16 protein-coding genes are annotated in these 20,465 nt (G+C 70.6%); 8 read left to right on the top strand and 8 right to left on the bottom strand.

Going from position 1 to position 20,465, the window contains the following annotated elements; all coding sequences use genetic code 11:
• Window positions 1–93: 93 nt before the first annotated feature.
• The 3 genes from ACGF7Y_RS11260 (at window position 94) to ACGF7Y_RS11250 (ending at window position 5,272) form a co-directional block, all read left to right on the top strand.
• A complete protein-coding gene (locus ACGF7Y_RS11260) occupies window positions 94–264 on the top strand; it encodes a DUF2613 domain-containing protein (protein WP_357130952.1) in 171 nt (56 codons plus the stop codon).
• A complete protein-coding gene (locus ACGF7Y_RS11255; RefSeq protein WP_393232126.1) occupies window positions 245–4,654 on the top strand; it encodes an alpha-(1->3)-arabinofuranosyltransferase family protein in 4,410 nt (1,469 codons plus the stop codon). The genes ACGF7Y_RS11260 and ACGF7Y_RS11255 overlap by 20 nt, the downstream gene beginning before the upstream one ends.
• Before the next feature lie 117 nt (window positions 4,655–4,771).
• Complete coding sequence (locus tag ACGF7Y_RS11250; RefSeq protein WP_174371866.1) at window positions 4,772–5,272, top strand: DinB family protein; 501 nt, start codon at window positions 4,772–4,774, stop codon at window positions 5,270–5,272.
• Between the two features lie 18 nt (window positions 5,273–5,290).
• On the opposite strand, the gene ACGF7Y_RS11245 is transcribed toward ACGF7Y_RS11250, so the two are convergent.
• On the bottom strand, window positions 5,291–6,475 hold the full coding sequence (locus ACGF7Y_RS11245) for an acyltransferase family protein (protein ID WP_393232124.1): 1,185 nt from the start codon (window positions 6,473–6,475) through the stop codon (window positions 5,291–5,293).
• 203 nt (window positions 6,476–6,678) lie between these two features.
• On the opposite strand from ACGF7Y_RS11245, the gene ACGF7Y_RS11240 reads away from it, so the two are divergent.
• Window positions 6,679–7,839 carry a DUF3068 domain-containing protein gene (locus ACGF7Y_RS11240; RefSeq protein ID WP_040870842.1) on the top strand — a complete coding sequence of 387 codons (1,161 nt, stop codon included), beginning with the start codon at window positions 6,679–6,681 and terminating at the stop codon, window positions 7,837–7,839.
• A gap of 69 nt (window positions 7,840–7,908) precedes the next feature.
• Here the strand turns inward: ACGF7Y_RS11240 and ACGF7Y_RS11235 are convergent, their stop codons facing one another.
• Complete coding sequence (locus ACGF7Y_RS11235) at window positions 7,909–8,133, bottom strand: VOC family protein (protein WP_393232121.1); 225 nt, start codon at window positions 8,131–8,133, stop codon at window positions 7,909–7,911.
• A 33-nt stretch (window positions 8,134–8,166) separates the two neighbouring features.
• Window positions 8,167–9,408: a polysaccharide biosynthesis protein gene (locus tag ACGF7Y_RS11230; protein WP_393232118.1), complete on the bottom strand. Its 1,242-nt coding sequence runs from the start codon at window positions 9,406–9,408 to the stop codon at window positions 8,167–8,169.
• A gap of 587 nt (window positions 9,409–9,995) precedes the next feature.
• Here ACGF7Y_RS11230 and ACGF7Y_RS11225 point away from each other — a divergent pair.
• Window positions 9,996–11,873 carry a hypothetical protein gene (locus ACGF7Y_RS11225; RefSeq protein WP_393232115.1) on the top strand — a complete coding sequence of 626 codons (1,878 nt, stop codon included), beginning with the start codon at window positions 9,996–9,998 and terminating at the stop codon, window positions 11,871–11,873.
• Between the two features lie 205 nt (window positions 11,874–12,078).
• Here the strand turns inward: ACGF7Y_RS11225 and ACGF7Y_RS11220 are convergent, their stop codons facing one another.
• The gene (locus ACGF7Y_RS11220) at window positions 12,079–13,251 is read right to left on the bottom strand and encodes a glycosyltransferase family 4 protein (RefSeq protein WP_393232113.1); all 1,173 of its coding nucleotides are present in this window, start codon (window positions 13,249–13,251) and stop codon (window positions 12,079–12,081) included.
• Between the two features lie 112 nt (window positions 13,252–13,363).
• Here ACGF7Y_RS11220 and ACGF7Y_RS11215 point away from each other — a divergent pair, with 112 nt between their 5' ends.
• Window positions 13,364–14,149, top strand: coding sequence for a class I SAM-dependent methyltransferase (locus ACGF7Y_RS11215; RefSeq protein WP_393232111.1), 786 nt, complete (start codon window positions 13,364–13,366; stop codon window positions 14,147–14,149).
• A gap of 5 nt (window positions 14,150–14,154) precedes the next feature.
• Here ACGF7Y_RS11215 and ACGF7Y_RS11210 read toward each other — a convergent pair whose 3' ends face one another.
• Window positions 14,155–14,457, bottom strand: a complete 303-nt coding sequence (locus ACGF7Y_RS11210; RefSeq protein WP_040871049.1) for a hypothetical protein — start codon at window positions 14,455–14,457, stop codon at window positions 14,155–14,157.
• A gap of 209 nt (window positions 14,458–14,666) precedes the next feature.
• Here ACGF7Y_RS11210 and ACGF7Y_RS11205 point away from each other — a divergent pair, with 209 nt between their 5' ends.
• Entirely contained in the window at window positions 14,667–16,112 is a 1,446-nt protein-coding gene (locus ACGF7Y_RS11205; protein WP_393232108.1) for an aldehyde dehydrogenase, read from the top strand.
• Here the strand turns inward: ACGF7Y_RS11205 and ACGF7Y_RS11200 are convergent, their stop codons facing one another.
• Both ACGF7Y_RS11200 and ACGF7Y_RS11195 read right to left on the bottom strand, forming a co-directional pair.
• Window positions 16,113–16,316, bottom strand: coding sequence for a hypothetical protein (locus ACGF7Y_RS11200; RefSeq protein WP_393232106.1), 204 nt, complete (start codon window positions 16,314–16,316; stop codon window positions 16,113–16,115).
• A gap of 343 nt (window positions 16,317–16,659) precedes the next feature.
• Window positions 16,660–17,610 (bottom strand): GlxA family transcriptional regulator, encoded by a 951-nt coding sequence (locus ACGF7Y_RS11195; RefSeq protein ID WP_393232104.1) that lies wholly within the window; start codon window positions 17,608–17,610, stop codon window positions 16,660–16,662.
• Between the two features lie 113 nt (window positions 17,611–17,723).
• On the opposite strand from ACGF7Y_RS11195, the gene ACGF7Y_RS11190 reads away from it, so the two are divergent.
• Window positions 17,724–18,476 carry a phosphohydrolase gene (locus ACGF7Y_RS11190; RefSeq protein ID WP_393232101.1) on the top strand — a complete coding sequence of 251 codons (753 nt, stop codon included), beginning with the start codon at window positions 17,724–17,726 and terminating at the stop codon, window positions 18,474–18,476.
• Window positions 18,477–18,588: 112 nt separating this feature from the next.
• On the opposite strand, the gene ACGF7Y_RS11185 is transcribed toward ACGF7Y_RS11190, so the two are convergent.
• Window positions 18,589–20,421: a phosphoenolpyruvate carboxykinase (GTP) gene (locus ACGF7Y_RS11185; RefSeq protein ID WP_393232099.1), complete on the bottom strand. Its 1,833-nt coding sequence runs from the start codon at window positions 20,419–20,421 to the stop codon at window positions 18,589–18,591.
• Between the last annotated feature and the right edge of the window lie 44 nt (window positions 20,422–20,465).

Here is a 20,465-nt window from a genome sequence, read left to right as displayed (position 1 = left end):
ACCGGAGATTCCCCGGCCTGAACGCATACAAATACCGGACGTCCTGCTAGGTTGGCCGGGAACGTGCCTGCATCGACGTATTGGAGTGCCGCGATGAAGTTTGCTGTCCCGGGTGTTGCGAGTGCTGTCGCGGGCGCCGTGCTGGGCGTGCTCAGTGTCTTCCTCATCACCCTCGCGGTGCAGCAGAACTCGCGCCCGGACATCGACCGCAGCGGCGACAAGGACTCCTCGCTGCTGAACAACGTTGAGTACGGCAGCCGCTGACCCGCTGACCTCCGCTTCAACCGCGAATTCGTTCGGATCTTCCGCGGCGCCGGGGCAGCACAGCACCGCGCCGCTGGGCAGACGTTGGTTCGCCGCGACCGTCCTCGCGGCGTTCCTGCTGACCTTCGTGCAGGCGCCGGGACTCACGGTCGCCGACACGAAATACGACCTGGCGCAGAATCCGCTCGGCTTCCTCGCGCGCGCCGCACATCTGTGGAGTAGCCAGGCGCCGATGGGCCAGGTGCAGAACCAGGCCTACGGATACTTCTTCCCACACGGCGCGTTCTTCTCACTCGGCCATCTGCTGGGCGTACCCGCCTGGGTGACGCAGCGGGTCTGGTGGGCGCTGCTGCTGCTCGCCGGCTTCTGGGGGATCGTGCGCCTGTGCGAGGCGCTCGGCATCGGGACGCGCGGGTCGCGGGTCGTCGCCGCGCTCGCGTTCGCGCTGTCGCCTCGGGTCCTGACCACCGTCGGGTCGATCTCCTCGGAGACGCTGCCGATGATGCTGGCGCCGTGGGTGCTGCTCGCACCCGCCGCGCTCGGCGTCGCCGGGCGCGCCCGGCGGCGGGGCGGAGCGGAGTCGCCCGCGGGCAGTGCGCTGGCGCTCGCCCTGATGGGCTCGGTCAACGCGGTCGCGACGGTGGCCGCCTTCCTGCCCGCGCTGCTGTGGTGGGCGGCTGCCTCGCCTGCGCTCGCCCCGGCGCGACGCGGCTCCCATCGGCCGGATCGCCGTTGGTGGCGTTTCACCGCGGCGTGGATTCCGCTGCTGGTGCTGGCCACGTTCTGGTGGGCGGTCCCGCTGCTGCTGCTTGGCAAGGTGAGTCCGCCGTTCCTGGACTACATCGAGTCCTCTGGCGTGACAACGCAGTGGGCCTCGCTGGGCGAGGTGCTGCGCGGCACCGACAGCTGGACCCCGTTCGTCTCCCCGGAACGCATCGCGGGCGCGGTATTGGTGACCCAGCCCGCGGCGGTGCTCGCGACCGGGCTGGTCGCGGCGGCGGGCATGGCCGGCCTGGCCCTGCGATCCATGCCGTACCGGGGCAGGCTCGTCCTGATCCTGTGTGTCGGGCTGGTCGGCATCTGCGCCGGATTCGTCGGTGAGCTGAGCGGCCCGTTCGCCGAGTCGGTACGCGTCTTCCTCGACTCCGGGGGCGCTCCGCTGCGCAACGTGCATAAGCTGGAGCCGCTGATCCGCATCCCGCTCGTGCTCGGGTTGGCGCAGTTGCTCGGCCGGGTTCCGCTGCCCGCCTCCGTACCTTTCCGGGTTTGGCGCGGCGCGTTCGCTCGTCCGGAGCGGGACCGCGCGGTCGCGGTGGCGGCGCTGATCCTCACCGCGCTCGCCCTGTCCAGCTCACTGGCCTGGACCGGCAAGCTCGCGCCGCGCGGCGCCTACGACCGGGTCCCCGCCTACTGGCAGCAGACCGCGGACTGGCTCGCGAACAATGCCTCCGATACGCGCGCCCTGGTGGTGCCGGGCGCCCCCTTCGGCAGCCAGATCTGGGGACTCACGCGCGACGAACCGCTGCAAGCGCTGGCCCGAACGCCGTGGGCGATCCGCGACGCGGTGCCGCTGAACCCGCCCGGCACCATCCGCGCGATGGATTCGGTGCAGCGGCTCATCGCCGACGGCAGGCCCTCGGCGGGCCTGGCCGCGACGCTGAGCGCTCAGGGCATCGGCGTCGTCGTCCTGCGCAACGATCTCGACCCGGAGACCTCCCGCTCGACCCGGCCGATGCTGGCCCACCAGGCGCTCGACGAGTCACCCGGTCTGCGCAAGGTGGCCGAGTTCGGCAACCCGATCGAATCGGTGGTGCTCGCCGACGGTTTGGTGGCCGACGGCGACCTGCGCCCGCCGTATCCGGCGGTCGAGATCTACCGGGTCGACGCGCCTGCGCTGGGCACGCCCGCCGAGGTGCGCGGCGGTACCGGTGCGCCGGATGCGTTCCCCGGCGCGTATACCGTCCCGCTGGGGGATATTCCGGTGGTCCAGGGCGGACCCGAGGTGTTCGAGCGGATGCGCCGCGACCCTGCCGCCGCCCGGTCGCCCGGCTTGCTCGCCGCCGACGCGACCGGCGCCGGGTTGCCGATCGGCCCGGTGACGGTCACCGATACGCCGATGGATCGCGAAGCCGATTTCGGCCGGGTGGACAACCACAACTCGGCGTTGCGCGCCCCCGACGACGCGCGCCGCACGCACAACCTGGTGCCCGACTATCCGGTGCCCGGCGCGGAACTGGTGCGCGGCGAATGGTCCGGCGCCACGATCACCGCGTCCAGTTCGGCCGCGGACGCCACGCAGCTCGGCGGCGCCGCGCCGGGAAGCTCCACCGCGGCCGTCGTCGACGGCGATCCGGCCACCGCGTGGATCAGCAACGGCATCGAACGCGCGCTCGGACAGTGGCTTCGACTCGATCTCGACCATCCGATCCAGACCGGGCAGCTGAAACTGACCACCAGTGCGGCCGCCATCGGCGACCCGGTCAAATGGATCGAGGTGCGCACCGCGAACGGCACCGTCTCGGTCCGGGTGCCCGAACCCGGTGCGCCGGTCTCGGTTTCGCTTCCCGCCGGCCGCACGGAGTGGCTGACGATCACCGCCATCCGCACCGAAGGCGGCTCGGGTGGCGGGCAATTCGGCATCAGCGAACTCGCGCTGGACGACTACTCGGTGCGTAACGCGCCGGTCCGCGTCGACATCGAGCATCGGACCGTGGTTCCGTCCGCTCCAGCGGGCGCGCAACTGCGCGGCTGGGATCTCGGTCAGGAATTTCCCGGCCGCAGCGCGTGTTTCGATGCGCCCGACCGGGTGCGTTGCAGCAAAGGTCTCGCTTTGGCCCCGGAGGAACCCGGCACGTTCCAGCGCACGCTGACCGTCCCGGAACCGATGTCGGTCGCCCCGGAACTGACCGTCCGCACCAGGCAGGGCCCGGCCCTGGAGGCGCTGCTCACCGACCGAGCCCGGCCGGTGGCCCGGGGCAAGGCCGACGTCGGCGATTTGCGCGGGGCCGCGTTCGCCGCGACCGACGGCGATCCGCGCACGAGCTGGACCGCGCCCGAGGCCTCGGTGCGCGAGCCGACCGGCGGCAGGCCGACGCTCACCCTCGAATTGCCCGAGCCCACGCTGGTGACCGGCCTCGAACTGACCCCCTCGCTCGGCGGCTTGCCCGCGACGCCCACCTCGGTGACGGTGAATCTCGGGGACGGTCCGCAGGTGCGTGAACTCGAGGACGACGGCTCGGGCACACCCATCCGGATCTCCCTGCATCCCACCGTGACCGACCGCATCGAACTCAGCATGCGAACCTGGCGGCCGGTGCTGGACCGGACGGCGCTCGGGTTCGTCCAGACCCAGCCGCCCGGACTGGCGGAGGTGACGGTGCTTGGACCGGACTACCCCCCGGCCGCCGCACTGGACCGCGAGATCACCGTGCCGTGCGCGCTGGGGCCGACGATCGATGCGGGCGGTCGGACGCTGCACACGTCGGTCACCGCCACCGTCGGCGAATTACGCTCCGGCGCACCCGTTCCCGCCCGGGTGTGCACCGACGAGGCGGGCGAGCCGGAGGCCGCGGCACCGAGCGAGTTCGCGCTGCCGCAGGGCCGGGCCGACGTGGCGGTCGGGCCGACCGACCTGTTCTTCGTGGATCGGCTGCGCTTGCACCGAAGCGGGACGGAAACCGCCGCGGCGCCCGCGGTGGACGCGGGCACACGACTGCTCGTGCTGCCGCTGAGCACCAACGTCGGATGGCGTGCGACCAGTGCGGACGGACACGTGCTCGAACCGGTGGTGGTGGACGGCTGGCAGCAAGCCTGGCTGCTGCCCGCCGATGCCACCGGCCCGGTGACGATCGCTTTCCCGGACGACCGGTGGTACCGCCTCGGCATCTTCGGCGGCCTGCTGCTGCTCCTGCCGCTCGCGGTCCTGGCCTTCCCCCGCCGCGCGCGGCGGGGCCCCACCCGGGCCGAGGCGGGCAGAGCGGAATCGGAGGTGCCCGCCGAGCAGCCGGATGCGAGCGCCGATGCTCGCGGTACCTGGGGCCGACGCTGGATGGGCGCGGTAGGGCTCACCGGTGCGGCTACCGTGATCGCGGGTCCGGTGGGCGCTGCCGCCACGGTGATCGCCTTGGCCGCAACCCGTTTCACGCGGTACGTCACCCCGCGTGCGCTCGTCGTCGTGGCGGGCGCGGGCACCATGCTCTCCGCCGCCGCGCTGTCCACGGGCCCGTGGCGCTCGCCGGACGGTTATATGGGTGGCTCCGCGCTGGTGCAGCTTCCCGCGCTGCTCGCGATCATCGCGGTGGGCATCGCGGCGCTGCCCCGGCCGAAGCATGCCGATCGGGCTGGTGCGAGCGGGTCGGACGAGCCGCGTCCCCCGACGGTCGGGGACTGACGGTCCACACCGATCGACAACCGACCGCCCCTGTCGGCGCGCACGCGAGGCATTCCGCTCGACGAGGCGCGCATTCGCCGTGCGCCGCAAGCGCACTCGTTGCTAACGTGACCACGCGTGAACACCTGTGCCGAATGCGGTTTCGTCTACGACTTGGCTTCGGCGGCCGATGTGCCGTCGCTGGCGCGGGAGCACGCAGTGGAATACGCCGATCTGCTCGGCGCCGACGGCGGCAAGTTACGCCGGCGTGGCAAGCCGGATGTGTGGTCACCGCTGGAGTACGCGTGCCACGTGCGGGACGTACTGCTCGCCCAGCGCGAGCGCGTGCTGGCCGCGCGTCGTTCGGACAATCCGCCCGCTACCGCGATGGGCCGGGACGAGCGCGTCGAGCACGACGGATACGCCGAGCAGAACCCCGCGGACGTCGCTCGCCAGATCCGCGACGCCGCCCTCCTGTTCGCGAACGTGCTGGAGCGACTCGGCGACGACGACTGGGAGCGGACCCTGGGCTTCCCCTACCCCGAACCCGCGGATCGTTCCCTGCGCTGGCTCGCCGTGCACACCCTGCACGAGCTGCGCCACCACCTGCTGGACATGCACCGGCAACTCGACGGCTGACCTCGCGCGGGCGGCCGATCAGGGCGCGGGCTCGGGTTCCGGGTTGCGCCGCACCCGGTCCCGGCGGCGGGCCCAGCGCCGCACCGGCTCCTCGATGAGCGCGTAACTGGCCGCGGCGACCGGAAGGGTGACGGCGATCGTGAGGGCCAGGACGTACCCGAAGTCCCCCTGGAAGGGCAGGATGCCGAAGACCGGGAACACGATCGACAGCACCGCGAGGTGCCAGATGAAGATGCCGTAGGACCAGCGGCCGAGCGTCGCGGCCACCGGTGACTCCAGCCAGCGGTGCGCGCGCGCCGCCGGGTCGCGCAGCACCAGCGGCGCGAGCAGCGCGAACCCGATGATCGCGCCGAGCCCCATCTTCACCACGTACTGCCAGGGTTCGGCCCGGTTCAGCCCGGCGGGACCGGCCAGATCGGTCGCCGCGAGCAGAAAGGCGCACACCGCGACGGTCCACATCAGTGGCTGATTCGCCCCGACTTTCCACCACCGTGATAGCCGGACGCTATGTTCGGCGAGCTCGGCGAGGATCATGCCGGCGGCGAACCAGGGCAGATACCCGGGCAGCCAGTTGTCCGCGTGGATCGCGTCGGGCGTCGGCACCGGAATGAAGTTCCAGCTCAGGCTGAGCAGAGCGAGCGCGAGCAGCACCGGCACCCGCCGCCGCGCCGCGGGGCCGCGCAGACGCACCAGCGCGAACGCCAGCACGGGCAGCACGAGATAGAAGGCGACCTCCACCGACAGGCTCCACATCTGGGTGAGGCCGTCGGTGAGTGTCAGCGGCACGAATACCTGCAACAGCGCGAGGTTCGACACCCACACCCGCAGACCCGCCGTCCCGGCGGCGCTGGGCAGCAGCACCAGAACCGCGCACACCACGACCCAGTAGGCGGGCAGGATGCGAGCGGCGCGATGTCTCAGGTAGTAGCCGACCGGCGGGGCGGTGTCCAGCCCGCGCGCGGCCGCGGCGTGCGGACGCCAGAGCAGGAACCCGGACAGGGCGAAGAACACCGCCACCGCCATGTCGAACCGACCCCACACCCGGCCGACGACCGGTGTGCCCGCGGCGCCGGTCTGGAAGGCGACGTGGGTCAGCAGCACGCCGAGCGCGGCCATTCCGCGCATGCCTTCCAAGGCCGGCACGAAGGCGCGCGGGCGCACCCGTTCGGTCGCGGGCGCGGCGGTGGGCAGGGTCGCTGTCATCGGACTCCAGTCTGCCTCGGCGAATCCACAGTTGATAACCCGGCGTTTCAGATTTCGCGCTAGACTCGGGCGATTTCTCGGCCGTTTCGGCCTCGACGCCGCATGGTACGACATCGGACTGTTAGTGTCGGGGCTCACGAGTGCCGCGGCCTGCCCGCAGTGCTCGCCGGAGCGACCTGTGTTCTACGACGAGGAGAGTTTGCATGGCACTGAGTGCCGGTACCAGAAGGACGGTGGCCTGCCTGCTCGTGGGTCTCGGCGCGTTGCTGATCGTCGCCGCAATCATGATCCCGACCTACACCGTCGACAAGCTGGCCAAAACTCCCCTCGATCTGGAGATCACCACGATCGCCACGAACCAGCCGGGTGAGGACAGCCTGGTGCTCGACTCCAAGTCACTGACCGCTCCGGAAGGCGCGGCGAAGGTCGACACCAATGTCCCGCTGGTCTCGCAGCGCTTCCTCACCGTCGAGGACCCGGCCGACGCCGAGCAGATGACCGTGCAGGCGGGCCAGACACTGCGGCGCATCGACAAGCAGGGCGACACCGGCCTGCTCACCGCGACCGTCGATCGGGTGACCATCGACCGGGTGTCCGGTGAGCCGGTCGGCACCGAGCCCAACGGCTCGATCGCGGTGACCGCCAACCTCGAGGGCCAGAGCCTCGCCGAGCCGGTGCAGCACACCGGTCTGCAGTACCGGTTCCCGATCGGCACCGAGAAGAAGACCTACCCGTACTTCGATCTCAACGTCCGCAAGACCTTCGACGCCAACTTCCTCGAAGAGACCGAGATCAACGGCACCAAGGTCTACCACTTCCAGATGTCGGTGCCGGCCACCAGCCTGTGGGACGTCGTGCAGGCGCCGACCAACCGGCTGAGCCTGCCCGCCGCCAAGTGGGGCGTGGAGGGCGGCGACGCCCCGGTGACCATGACCCGGTACTACACCAACACCCGTGACCTGTGGGTGGAGCCGAAGACCGGCACGGTCGTCAAGGGCGGCGAGGCGCTGCACCTCTATTACTCGCGCACCGCGGACAAGCCGGAGGTCACCGCACTGAAGTCGCACATCGTGTTCGACGAGAACACGATCGAGTCGCAGCTGTCGGTGGCCAAGGAGAACATCGACAAGCTGTCGCTGTACGGCCGGGTGATGCCGATCATCCTGGGCGTCCTCGGTGTGATCGCGCTGATCGCCGGTGTGGTGCTCGGCATCCGCGGCGGCTCCGCTCCGACGCCAGCGCGGGCGGGCGGCTTCCCGGGTCAGCGTCCGAGCGGCGCGGCTCCGGCCGCCCCCGCACCGCGTGCCAACCGCGGCGCCGACGACGCGCCGACGGAGCAGATTCGGATCGACAAACAGCCCTGACCGGCTGATCACCCCCGAATTCGGCTCCCCCGCCTACCGGCTGGGGAGCCGAATTCGTTCGCGGGGTTCTCAGGGTTCGGTGCGGCCGAGCGGATAGGCGACCGGGTGCCGTGGCTGATACAGCAGCATCGTGCCCGCGCCGGGAACACACAGGGTTACGCACCGGCCGAAACCCCGCTCGGTGACCTCCCCCTCGAACCGTGCTCCACGGGCGGCCAGCTCGGCCGTCGTCCGGTCCAGGTCGTCGCACATCAGCGAGATCTCGTGGCACGGCGTGCCTTCGGTGGGATGCACGCCGAGTTCACTCGGGCCTGGAGCGAACAACAGTCAGCCGACGGGGCGAAGCGGTTCGGGGCGCGTCGTGTGGTCTGCCGCGCGCAAAACGATGACGGCGACCACGAAGGTGGTGGTCGCGGCCACCGACACGGCCGTGATGATCAGCGCCGGAACCGACCGGGCCAGCGACAGCATCAGGGTGACTTCGACGGCCAGCCCCAGCCAGGCGACCATCGCGAGCGAAGTGCGGTCCACGGCGATGGCCGAGAGCACCGCGCCTTGCAGCACGGCCAGCAGCGCGCCGTGCAACGCGAACACCCACAGCAAGCCCTGGATCGGGGCGTAGTCCTCGCCGGCCAGCAACGGAGCGAGCGGCGCGGCGAGCGCGGCGCCGAGCACCGCGACGAGGCCGATCCCGCTGAGCACCGCCAATGCCGCCCGGATCGCGCTCGCCGAGTGCGTCGGCTGGGCCATCCGCGGGTAGAGCACGACACCGACCGCCTGCGGCAGCCAGAATGCGATCTTGGTGGCGATGGTGCCGAGCGCGTAGCGGCTGGCGTCCACGTCGTCGAGCACGATCCGCACCACGATGAGATCCGCCGACGACAGCGCCATCATCGCCGCCTGCACTTGGGCGGCCCGCAGCACCGGCAGCACGCCGGGAGCCGCGGCGACCTCACCCGGCTCCAGGGCGCGGACGCGCGCGGACGGCGCACCCGCGACGATCCTGGCCAGCAGCGCCGCCACCGCCACCCCGCAGGCCGCGCCCCACAGGGCGAGTGTCGCGCCGCCGCCGAGCGCGAGGATCACCAGCGCGGGCGCGACCCGGGCGATACCGGCGGCGCCGAGCACCGTTCCCAACGCCCGAAACCGCCTGCCGCCCTGCAACATTCCCTGCTCACCGGACAACAGCACCAGCGCGGGCGCCGCACCGAGCGCCGCCGCGGTGGCGGCCACCCCCACATTCAGCGTGACGGCGACCAGCGGCACCAGCGCCGCGGCCGCCAAGGCCACGATCACCGCGCATCGCCAGTGGAGCCCGCGCAGCGCAGCCGTCCCCGCGCCGCGCACGAGTTCCCTCGCCACCACGTTCTGCAACGCCAGCGCCGGAACCGCGCACAGCAGCTGCACGGCGAGCAGACTCGCGAACTCGCTGTAGCCGGTGACTCCCAGCCACCGACCGGCCAGCAGCTGCAACAGATACCCGGCGACGTTCGCGGTCATCGCACCCGCCGTCACCCACGTCAGATCCGCCACCACAGGAAACCGACGGACAGCAGACACGTGGCCCATCGTCCCACCTGCGCAGGCCGTTGCCGGTCCCGCCCCGCCGCAGCGCGAACGGCGCTCGCCATGGATCAGGCAGTCCGGGACGCCGGACCGGGCCGACCGGTCATGGACCGCGCCGCAGAGGACCCCTGGATCCGCCGCGCGCGCCGGACGGTCGCCGAGAACGGCGGCCCGCGACTCGCGGAGTACGGCACGAACCGGGTACCGAGGGATCGCCGCCTCGGAGCACAAGCACAATCGCCGGACCGAGTGCCGCCGAGCCGTCCTGCAAACCGACAGCGTCGCGACAGCACTGTCATGGCGTACAAGCGGGGTGGAGACGTTCGGCGTCACCGGTACGAGAATCGACGACAGCGCGGTCGGCGGTGGGGCGCCGCACGACTCGCCTGGCCGGACGGACTCGCGATCCGCTCGCGCGTCCTACCGAAGCCAGAACTGCGCGCGAACTCCGCCGAGGCGCTGCTGGACAGCGCCGACCAGCATCAATCCACCGAGCCCGGACACCGACCCGGGAGCCCCGCTGACTCGGCGGCGGAAGACAGCGGGACGTACAGTGCTCAGGCGTGAATGGGAGCGGTCGAGACCGAGCGGTGGCTGCTGGATACAGCGCGGCCGGGGCGCTGCTGGTTACCGCACCCTTGCTGGCGCCGGGATACCTGCTCCTGCGCGACGCGGTGAGCACGCCGCGCAGCTATCCGACCGACTCGGCGCTCGGTCTCGGCGACGCCGCGCCCCGTGCGGTGCCGCAGGATGCGCTGCTGGCCGTGCTGTCGGCGTTCGTCGACGGCGGGCTGCTGGTCAAAGCGATTCTCGTCGTCGCGCTGTGGGCCGCGGCGTACGGGGCGGCGGCGCTCGCGCGCGAACTGCTGCGCGCGTCGCTCGGCCCGCAGCTGGTGGCCGCGACGGTCGCGTTGTGGAACCCGTACGTGGCCGAGCGCCTGCTGCAAGGGCATTGGAGCCTGCTGGCCGGATACGCCGCGCTGCCGTGGACGGCGCTGGCCGGGTACCGCCTCCGATCCACGGCCACCGCGAAACGGCGCAGGCGGACTCTGTCCAACGCACCGGCACAGTCCCCGGACGGCTCGATCGCGCCGGCCGCACGGCGGGAAGACGAACGCTCCGGGAAGGCCCGGCTGCCCGTCTTCGCTGCGGCACAGCACGCGAACCTCAGAGTGGTGTCCGCCTGGGCGGCACTGGCCGGATCACTCGCCGCGGCCGGGCTCACCCCGACCGGTGCGCTGTTGGCGGGCGTGACCGCCTTCGCGCTGGTCCATCGACGCCAACTCCTCGCGGCGCTCGTCGTCTGGCTCGCCGCCTCCGCGCCATGGCTCGTCGCGACCGCGCTGTCGGGTGCGGGCGCCGAGCCGTCGGATCCCGCGGGCATCGCGGCCTTCGCCGCGCGGGGCGAACCCGGTCTCGGCACGCTCGGCAGCCTGGCCGGACTCGGCGGGATCTGGAACGCCGAGGCGGTACCGGATTCGCGAACCACACCGCTGGCCGCGATCGGCACTCTGGCGCTGCTGGCGATCGTCGCGCTGGGTGTGCGCGCCGTGGCCACCGGTGGCGCCGACCCCGACAATCGCCACGTCCGCCGCGCATTGCTGCTGCTCGCGGCGGTCGCGATCCTGTTTCCCGCGCTCGGTGCGACGGCGTGGGGCATGAGCGCACTGGAGTGGCTCGTCGCCCACATGCCGGGTGCGGGCTTGCTGCGGGATACCCAGAAGTACGTGGCGCTGGCCATGCCCGCCTATGCCCTGTGCGCGGCGGCGGGATGCGCGGTCACGGCCCGGCGTCTGTCGTCCCGGGCGGAGTCGGCGGACCGGCCGGCGACGGCGCCGCCTGCCGTGACGTCTACGGTCGCGGTGGTCTTCGTCGCGCTTCTGGTGCTGCCGTTGTACGACCTCGCCTGGGGCGCCGGTGGGGCTGTCCGCCCGGTGCGCTATCCCGCCGGTTGGCAGCAGGTCGCCGACCGGGTCGACGGGCCCGGCGACATCGCCGTACTGCCGGGCGGGATGTTCCGCAAGTTCCGCTACAGCGGGGCCGTACCCGTGCTGGACCCGGCGCCGCGCATGCTGCCCAACGACGTCTTGCAGACCGGCGAGCTGCCCGTACGCGGGCGCACGGTATCCGGCGAAGGCACCCGCGCCAGAGAAGTGGAAACCCTGCTGCTGCGTGGCGGCTCCCCCGAGGAGTTGGCCCGCCTCGGAGTGGGCTGGGTCCTCGTGGAACGAACCACCCCCGGACCGCTCGGTGAATCGGCCGCGACCCTGGCCCGCGTCGAGCGGGTCTACGAGGACACCGACCTCGCGCTGTATCGGGTGCCCGGTGTCATCGAGCGCGGTCGATCGACGACCGCACACCGGGCCGTCGCCGCCGCGGCCCACTTGCTCTGGGGCGCGATGCTCGTCGCGGGCCCAGTCGCCGCCCTCGGCGCACGCGCGCGATTGCGTAGCAGAACGCGGAACTGAGGCACACTGCCCCGCGACCGCCCGCAGGTGGTACGGACAAAATGAACGGACGCGGGCTCGGTGCGCAGCGCCCGTGACAGATCGGACGCGTCGGCGGAGTGTTGGCGAATATGCCTGCGAGACATCATTCCTCACACGCGGCGCGTTCCTCGCAAAGCAGACGGGTCCCCGGAAGACCGGTCGTCGACTTCGGGCGAAGCGTCGTTCAGTCGACCGTGCGAGGAGCGAGCAACCCGCTCGTGTGCTCGCCCCTGGCGGCCGCGGCCAGCACTTCGTAGACGCCGTTCCCGGTCTGCTCCCAGGAGAATTCGCGAGCGCGGGCGCGGGCCTTCTCACCCATCACCGTGCGCGCACCGGGGTCGTCGAGCAGATCACCGACGGCATCGGCCAACTGGGCGACGTCGTCGACCAGGATTCCGGTGGCGCCGTCGACGATGGAATCGGTGAGGCCGCGCGAACTCCGGTAGCCGACCGTCGGCACGCCGTGCTGGGCGGCTTCGATCACCGCGAGCCCCCACCCTTCTTTGCGGGACGGCAGCACATGCACCCATGCGCGGGCGAGGAGTTCGTGCTTGCGACGCTCGTCCACGTGCCCGTGGAAGGTGACGGCGTCGGCGATGCCGAGTTCACGGGCGTTGTCCCGCAGGTTGTCCGCCCACCAGCCGTCGCCGATCACGTCCATGCGCAGGCCGGGAACGCGGTCGCGCAGCCGGGCCACGGCCGCGAGCGCGTCCTCGATCTGCTTGTGCGGCACCAGACGAGAGAGCACCACGACAGTGGGTGCGGGAGTACGGGTTTCCGCGGCGCCGGTGGGCGCGTCGACTGGAACAGGTTCAGCTCCGTTGCGGACCACCGCGATTCGCGTGCGGTCCACACCGAGCGTGGCCAATTCCTCCGCCGACGGGAGCGAAACGGTCAGATATTGGTTGTGCCGGTGCACGCGCGGAGACAGCCGCGATTCGATCCACCAGCCGATGCGGCCGACCAGCCGGCCCGCCACCGGCCACTGTTCACGGTGGCCGTGGTGCACGAGCACCACCGACGGCGCCGTGGTGACGGCGGTGGCGAAGAACGGGATGCCGTTCTGGGTGTCGATCACCGCGTCCGGCCGCAGGCCGCGCAAGGGGCCGAGACCGATCCTGCCGAGCAGCAGCGCGGCCAGCGCTCGCGGATACACCGTGTAGCGGCCGCCCGCGCGGCTGATATCGATGCCGTCCAGGCGTTCCCGCCGCGGCGCCCCCGGGTAGCGGGCAGTGCGCAGGGTGACCTTGACCCCCCGTGCCGCGAGCTGCGCGCCGACCTGCTCGAGGTACCGCTCGCTGCCGCCGCCCTGCGGGTGTCCCGTGTCACGCCAGCAGAGCAGGAGGACTTCGCGCACGGTGGAGCTTCTCTCGGTCGGTAGGTGGTGGGGACGTCGGATGTCGCGCTACACCCTAACCCGAGCACCCGCCCGAGATGCCGAGCATCGGGGTTGTGCGAGACTCGGCGCCGTGCTCAAAGCCGAAACGACGCCGACGCGCAGCGACTCGCCCCGGTTCGCCCGCCGGGCGACCCTGCGCCGGTCGCTGCGGCTGCTCGGTAGTTTCCGGTTCGAGCAGACCGATCCGGCGCTGTTCTACGGGGGTCTGGCCGCCGATACCTCGGCGATGATCGCCGACTTCTACACCGACCTCACCGGCCGGTCACTGGCCGGTGCGACGATCCTCGACGTGGGTGGGGGGCCGGGCTACTTCGCCGACGAGTTCGCCCGGACGGGGGCGAGCTACATCCCGGTGGAGCCCGACCCGACGGAGATGCACGCCGCGGGCCTCTCGGTGGCGGGCGCGGTCCGCGGATCCGGGATGGCGCTGCCGTTCCGTGACGACGCCGTCGACATCTGCTTCTCGTCGAACGTCGCCGAGCACGTCTCGAAGCCGTGGGTGATGGCCGACGAGATGGTGCGGGTGACCAGGCCGGGCGGGTTGATCGTGCTCTCCTACACGGTGTGGCACGGCCCGTTCGGCGGGCACGAGACCGGACCCTGGCACTACCTCGGTGGCGAGTACGCCGCGCGCCGGTACCGGCGCAAGCACGGGCGCGAACCCAAGAACAGGTTCGGCACCTCATTGTTCGCGGTGCGGGCCGCGGACGGATTGCGCTGGGCGGCAGGCACTCCGGCGGAGGTGCACACCGTCTTCCCGCGTTACCACCCCCGCTGGGCGTGGTGGTTGGTCCGGGTGCCGATGGTGCGTGAGTTACTCGTGAGCAATCTCGTCGTTGTGGCAACCAAAAGTTAGCCGAGCTAAGCCTCCAGCCACCCGCGGCGCCAGTGCCGCTTACCGCAGGGCGCGTGCACAGGCTCACTCCACGGCGATTCCCGCATGGCCAGTCCGACGGTCTCGAGCGTGGTGAGGCCGACCAGATCGGCCAGCATCCCTACGGCGGCGACCGCCTCCGCGGCCTGCATAGCCGCGGTCGCCTGCTCGATCGTCAGGGTACGGCCGGGTAGGAAGGAGACCACCCACCCGCCGTGGCCGACACACTTAGCCTGATGCTCGGTTTGATCGCTGGTCATCAGCGACCGGCCGATCACTTGCACCGCCATGACTCGGACTCCCCAGTTTGCGGTAACGGTTCGGTAATGGAGCGAGCTGATATGTCGCTACAGCATCCCCCCTCCAGCAACAGAACGCAATAGTGCGTTCTGCGAAAAGCGAACCGAGAGGTCGGAATTCACACTGGCCAGAGCGCTGCCGCGGCGCAAAACTGGAACAGGTTACAGACAATGGCAGAGCAAAACTGTAACGTGTTCTCATGCATTACGACAGCTTGTTCATCGGCGGCCGCTGGACCGCGCCAGCCACCGCCGAGCGCATCCAGGTCATCTCGCCGGCCACGGTCGAGCCGGTGGGCAGCGTCCCGGCGGTGAGCCGGGCCGACGTCGACGCCGCGGTCGCCGCGGCCAGGCACGCTTTCGACCACGGCCCGTGGCCCGCGACACCGCCGAAGGACCGCGCCGAGCTGCTCACCCGCGCGGCCCGGCTGATCGAGCAGCGCTCCGCGGACCTGCTCGCCGCGCTGACCGCCGAGGTCGGCGTGCCGCAGATGATGGCGATGACGCTGAACCAGATCCCCGCGGTCGCCGCGCTGGACGCCTACGCCGCCCTGGCCGAGTCCTTCCCCTGGCGGGAGACCCGGGTCGGCGGGTTCGGCACCACGCGGGTCACCCGCGAGCCGCGCGGTGTCGTCGCGGCGGTCACCGCGTGGAACGTCCCGCTGTTCCTCGCGGTCAACAAGCTCGCCCCGGCCCTGCTGGCCGGTTGCACCGTTGTGCTGAAGCCCGCCCCGTTGACGCCGATCACGGCCAACATGGTCGCCGATATCTTCACCGAGGCCGGGTTGCCCGAAGGCGTGCTGTCGGTGCTGCCCGCCGAGCCCGACGCGGCCGAGTACCTCGTCTCACATCCCGGCGTGGACAAGGTGACCTTCACCGGAAGCACCGCCGTCGGCCGGAAGATCGGGGCCATCGCCACCGGTCAGCTCAAGAGCGTCTCGCTGGAACTCGGCGGCAAGTCGGCGGCGATCCTGTTGCCGGACATGGACCTCGCGGCCGGCATTCCGGTGCTCGCGTTCTCCGGCCTGATGAACAGCGGTCAGGGCTGTGTCGCGCAGACCCGCATCCTCGCCCCGCGCAGCCGGTACGACGAGATCCTCGACGCGCTGGTCGACCATGTGAAGACAATGAAGGTTGGCGACCCGAACGACCCGAGCGTGCTGCTCGGCCCGCTGATCTCCGAGCGCCAGCGCGACCGGGTCGAGGGCTACATCGCCGAGGGCAAGACCGAGGGCGCGCGACTCGTGCTCGGCGGCGGCCGCCCGGAGGGGCTGGACCGGGGCTGGTTCGTCGAGCCGACGATCTTCGCCGACGTGGACAACAAGTCGACCATCGCCCAGGAGGAGATCTTCGGGCCGGTGCTGTCGGTCATCCCGTACGAGACCGAGGACGAGGCCGTCGCCATCGCCAACGACTCGGTCTACGGCCTCGCCGGCTCGGTGTGGACGACCGACATCGAGCACGGAGCCGAGATCGCGGCGCGGGTGCGCACCGGCACCTACGCGATCAACTGGTACGCCTTCGACCCGACTTCGCCGTTCGGCGGCTACAAGTCCTCCGGGCTCGGACGCGAGAACGGCCCGGAGGGTCTCGATGCGTTCTGCGAGCAGAAATCGCTGCTCATGCCACTCGGCTGGACCGGGTGATCAGTCGGGCGGCATGACCACCCGCAGCAGCGGCGCACGGTGGCCGTAACGCCCGGGTGGCGCGTCGACGACTTCGACGCTCCACCCTGGCGGCAGCACCGCCAGCAGCCGCCCCGCCGCCCGGCGCAGCGGCGTGCTCGCGGTCGCCGACTCGAATTCGGCAACCATGGGGGCAAGGGACGTCGCCGTCTCCGGATCGGCCATGCTCCAACCACCTCTCGCGTCGATCTCGACGTACGCCGCGGGCATCGCGGGTCCGATGTCGGTAGGGAAGTAGTTCAGTCGATCAGTTAACCGTTGGTAATCCGACTGTGTGATGGGGAAGGTAGAACACGCCAAGCATAAATCACGAGTACACGAAATCTCTCAACAAGATCATTACCCCGTTCCACCGAGGGCTAAACCCGTTCAGCCGTGGAAAATTCGCGAATTCTCGCTCGCCACCGGCACTCTCCTGTGCGACCCCTCGGGACACACCTCGATCAGCGCTGTCGAAAGCCCTGCTCCACAATGACATTCGCCCTAGTGGACACCTGTCCAGCCGCGTTCACCGGCCCAGCGATCGGCGATACGCCGCGGGTGTGGCGCCCGTCGCCGCTCGCAGATGCACACGCAGTGCGGTGACGCTGCCGAAACCTGCCTTGGCCGCGACGACTTCCACTGGCAAACGTGTAGTTTCCAGAAGTTCGCGGGCACGCGCGGTGCGCTGGGCGTCCAGCCACCGCCGCGGCGTGGTCCCCACTTCCGCCTTGAAGCGACGGATGAAGGTACGTTCGCTCATCAACGCGTGCGCGGCGAGCGCCGAAACATCGACCGCCGCAGCAGGTTCGGTGACCGCCCAGGCCAGGGTGGCGGCGAGACCGCCATCGCGGGCGGCCGCGCCCGGCCGATCCGGAACGTACTGCGCCTGCCCGCCCTCTCGATGCGGGGCGGTCACATTCCACCTGGCCAGCTCCGCCGCCGCATGCGCGCCCAGCTCGCGGCGGACGAGGTGCAGGCACAGGTCGAATCCCGCCGACAGTCCGGCGGAAGTCAGCACGTCACCGTCATCCACATACAGCGCCGTAGGGTCCAGTTTCACCGCCGGATACAGCTCGGCGAACTCGGCGCAGTAGGCCCAGTGCGTGGTCGCCGGTCGTCCGTCCAGTAGTCCGGCCTCGGCGAGGACGAACGCCCCGACGCAAACGCTCACCATCGTCGCGCCTCGCGCCGCCGCGCTCCGCAAGGCGATCAGCGCCTCCGGCGGGGTCGGAAGCGTCGGAATCCCGATCCCCGGCACGACGACGACATCCGCATCCTCCAGCGCCTCCAGCCCGTGCTCCACCCGCAGCTCGAAGCCGTTGGGCGTCCACACCGGCCCGGGCCGCACCCCACAGGTGCGCATCTCGAACCCGGACGGCTCGCCGGTCTTCCCCGGACCATGCCGGAACGCCTGAACGGCGCAGGCCAGATCGAAGGCCATCACGCCGTCCAGCGCGAGGGCCACCACTCGCTTCATCACTCCCAGTTTGGCACGAATCCGAGTATCACTGTCATTTCCGCCACTCGTCGCGGATCTCGTCGCACACTTGACTCGAGTGCACACCGATTACCGAGGAGAAGGAGGGCGAAGTGGCCGGACCGACGGGCCTCGATTGGGCATGGGCCACCCGCACCGGGGGCGCGTTGTCGAAGGAGCAACGCCGCGGGTTGGCCGTCGCGACCGCCCGCACGCTGCCCGCCATGGTGCCCAACCGGGTCCGGCTCGCGCTGGGGCGGCGGGGACGCGGGAAACTGGAGTTGGCGGGGCTGCGGCTGCCGGATTCGAAGCTCGCCGTCGCGGCGGAGACCGAGGCGCGTGAAGCGCTTTCTCCGCACGTACTGAACCATTCGCTGCGGACCTACTACTTCGGACGGGTCCTGGCCGACCTCGACGGCGCCGCCTATGACGACGAACTCGTCTACGTCTCCTGCCTGCTGCACGATCTGAAGCTCGAACATCCCACGCCCGGAAGGTGTTTCGCGGTAGCAGGCGGAGAGCGGGCCGCCGCCGTCGCACTCGACGCGGGCGCCACGCCGGAACGGGCCGACGCGATCGGCGCGGCCATCGCCGCCCACGTCACGCCCGGCGTCGCCGATGATCTCGGAGACCCCGGCGGCTTCGTCTCCGCGGGAGCCTCGGTGGATGTGCTCGGAACACGGCTGGCCGAGCTGGACCGGGTCTGGGTCGCCGAACTGCTGCGACGTCATCCGCGGCTGGAGTTCAAGCGGCACGTCGTCGCGGCGTTCCGAGCGGAGGCGAAGGCGATGCCGACCGGCCGGATCCGCTGGCTCAACCGCGCCGGCTTCCTGGCCATGATCCGGATGTCGCCGTTCCCCGAATAGCGCCGCTGCTCGAACGATCCGGCGTCCGGGCGGCAAAACGTTTGGCGCGCAGAACAAATCGCCCGCACCATCCGACAGATGGTGCGGGCGAGGTGCTACTTTGGGTGGAGTGTCAGCCCAGACGCTCCTTGAGCGCCTCGAACTCGTCGCGCACGCCGGAAGGCAGCTTGTCACCGACGAACTCGAACCACTCTTCGATCAGCGGAATCTCCTTGCGCCACTCCTCGGCGTTCACCGCGAGCGCCTCGTCGACGTCCTTGGGGTCGACGTCCAGCCCGTCCAGGTCGAGCTGCGTGGCGGTCGGCACGTTACCGATCGCGGTCGCCTCGGCCTCGGCGGAACCTTCGATGCGGCCGACGATCCACTCCAGCACGCGGGAGTTCTCGCCGAAGCCGGGCCACAGGAAGCGGCCGTCGTCGCCGCGACGGAACCAGTTGACGTAGAAGATCTTCGGCAGCTTGGCGGCGTCGGCGTTCTTGCCGAGGTTGATCCAGTGGCCCAGGTAGTCGCCGACGTGGTAGCCCAGGAAAGGCAGCATGGCCATCGGGTCGCGACGGACAGTGCCCACCTTGCCCTCGGCGGCCGCGGTCTGCTCGGAGGACAGCGTCGCGCCCATGAACACACCGTGCTGCCAGTCGAAGGACTCGGTGACCAGCGGAACGGTGGTCTTGCGGCGGCCACCGAACAGGATCGCGGAGATCGGCACGCCCTGGGGGTCGTCCCACTCGGGCGCCAGGATCGGGCATTGCGCCATCGGCGTGCAGTAGCGGGAGTTCGGGTGGGCCGCCAGCGTCTCGGTCTCCCGCAGGTACCAGTCGTTGCCCTTCCAGTCGATCAGGTGATCGGGCTCGCCTTCCAGGCCCTCCCACCACACGTCGCCGTTGTCGGTCTGCGCGACGTTGGTGTAGACCGTGTTGCCTGCCTCCATGGTGGCCATGGCGTTCGGGTTCGAGCTGCGGTTGGTGCCCGGCGCGACGCCGAAGAAGCCGTACTCGGGGTTCACCGCGTAGAGGCGGCCGTCCTTGCCGAAGCGCATCCAGGCGATGTCGTCGCCCAGGGTCTCCGCGCGCCAGCCCGGCACGGTCGGCTGGATCATCGCGAGGTTGGTCTTGCCACAGGCGCTCGGGAACGCGGCGGCGATGTAGTACGCCTTGTTCTCCGGGGAGATCAGCTTGAGGATCAGCATGTGCTCGGCCAGCCAGCCCTCGTCGTGGGCCATCGCCGAGGCGATCCGCAGCGAGTAGCACTTCTTGCCGAGCAGCGCGTTGCCACCGTAGCCGGAGCCGTAGCTCCAGATCTCCCGGTCCTCGGGGAAGTGGGTGATGTACTTGGTGTCGTTGCACGGCCACGGCACGTCGGCCTGGCCATCGGCCAGCGGCGCGCCCACGGAGTGCAGCGCCTTCACGAACGGACGGTCGGCGCCCAGCTTCTCCAGGGCGGCGGCGCCCATGCGGGTCATCACGCGCATCGACACCACGACGTACTCGGAGTCGGTGATCTCGACGCCGAGCTTCGGGTCATCCGCGCCCAGCGGACCCATGCAGAACGGCACCACGTACATGGTGCGGCCCTTCATCGAGCCGCGGTACAGCTCGGTCATCGTGGCGCGCATCTCGGTGGGATCGACCCAGTTGTTGGTGGGGCCCGCGTCGGCTTCGGACTTCGAACAGATGAACGTGCGGGACTCCACCCGGGCCACGTCGGAGGGATCGGAGAGGGCGAGGAAGGAGTTCGGCTTCTTCTTCTCGTCCAGCCGCTTGAACGTCCCCGCTGCCACGAGCTGCTCGGTCAGCCGCTCCCATTCTTCGTCGGAGCCGTCCGCCCAGACCACACGATCCGGCTGGGTGAGTTCGGCGACTTCTTGTACCCAGGCGAGTAGTTCGCTGTGCTCGGTCGGCGCCTTGCCGTCGGATCCACGAAGACCAGGAATGGTCGCTGACGTCATGAAAACTCTCCTGAGATGGGCGGCTACTCGCTGCTTCGCCGCCT

Origin of the sequence: Nocardia sp. NPDC047654 (genome assembly GCF_043205035.1) — a bacterium.
Classification (GTDB): Bacteria; Actinomycetota; Actinomycetes; order Mycobacteriales; family Mycobacteriaceae; genus Nocardia.
This window is presented reverse-complemented; position numbering and strand designations above follow the sequence as displayed.

Coding starts and splice junctions, on each gene's coding strand:
- ACGF7Y_RS11240 (WP_040870842.1), top strand. CDS start 6,679: ATGGCACTGAGTGCCGGTACCAGAAGGACGGTGGCCTGCCTGCTCGTG.
- ACGF7Y_RS11245 (WP_393232124.1), bottom strand. CDS start 6,475: ATGACAGCGACCCTGCCCACCGCCGCGCCCGCGACCGAACGGGTGCGC.
- ACGF7Y_RS11210 (WP_040871049.1), bottom strand. CDS start 14,457: ATGGCGGTGCAAGTGATCGGCCGGTCGCTGATGACCAGCGATCAAACC.
- ACGF7Y_RS11205 (WP_393232108.1), top strand. CDS start 14,667: ATGCATTACGACAGCTTGTTCATCGGCGGCCGCTGGACCGCGCCAGCC.
- ACGF7Y_RS11200 (WP_393232106.1), bottom strand. CDS start 16,316: ATGGCCGATCCGGAGACGGCGACGTCCCTTGCCCCCATGGTTGCCGAA.
- ACGF7Y_RS11185 (WP_393232099.1), bottom strand. CDS start 20,421: ATGACGTCAGCGACCATTCCTGGTCTTCGTGGATCCGACGGCAAGGCG.
- ACGF7Y_RS11195 (WP_393232104.1), bottom strand. CDS start 17,610: ATGAAGCGAGTGGTGGCCCTCGCGCTGGACGGCGTGATGGCCTTCGAT.
- ACGF7Y_RS11230 (WP_393232118.1), bottom strand. CDS start 9,408: ATGGGCCACGTGTCTGCTGTCCGTCGGTTTCCTGTGGTGGCGGATCTG.
- ACGF7Y_RS11260 (WP_357130952.1), top strand. CDS start 94: ATGAAGTTTGCTGTCCCGGGTGTTGCGAGTGCTGTCGCGGGCGCCGTG.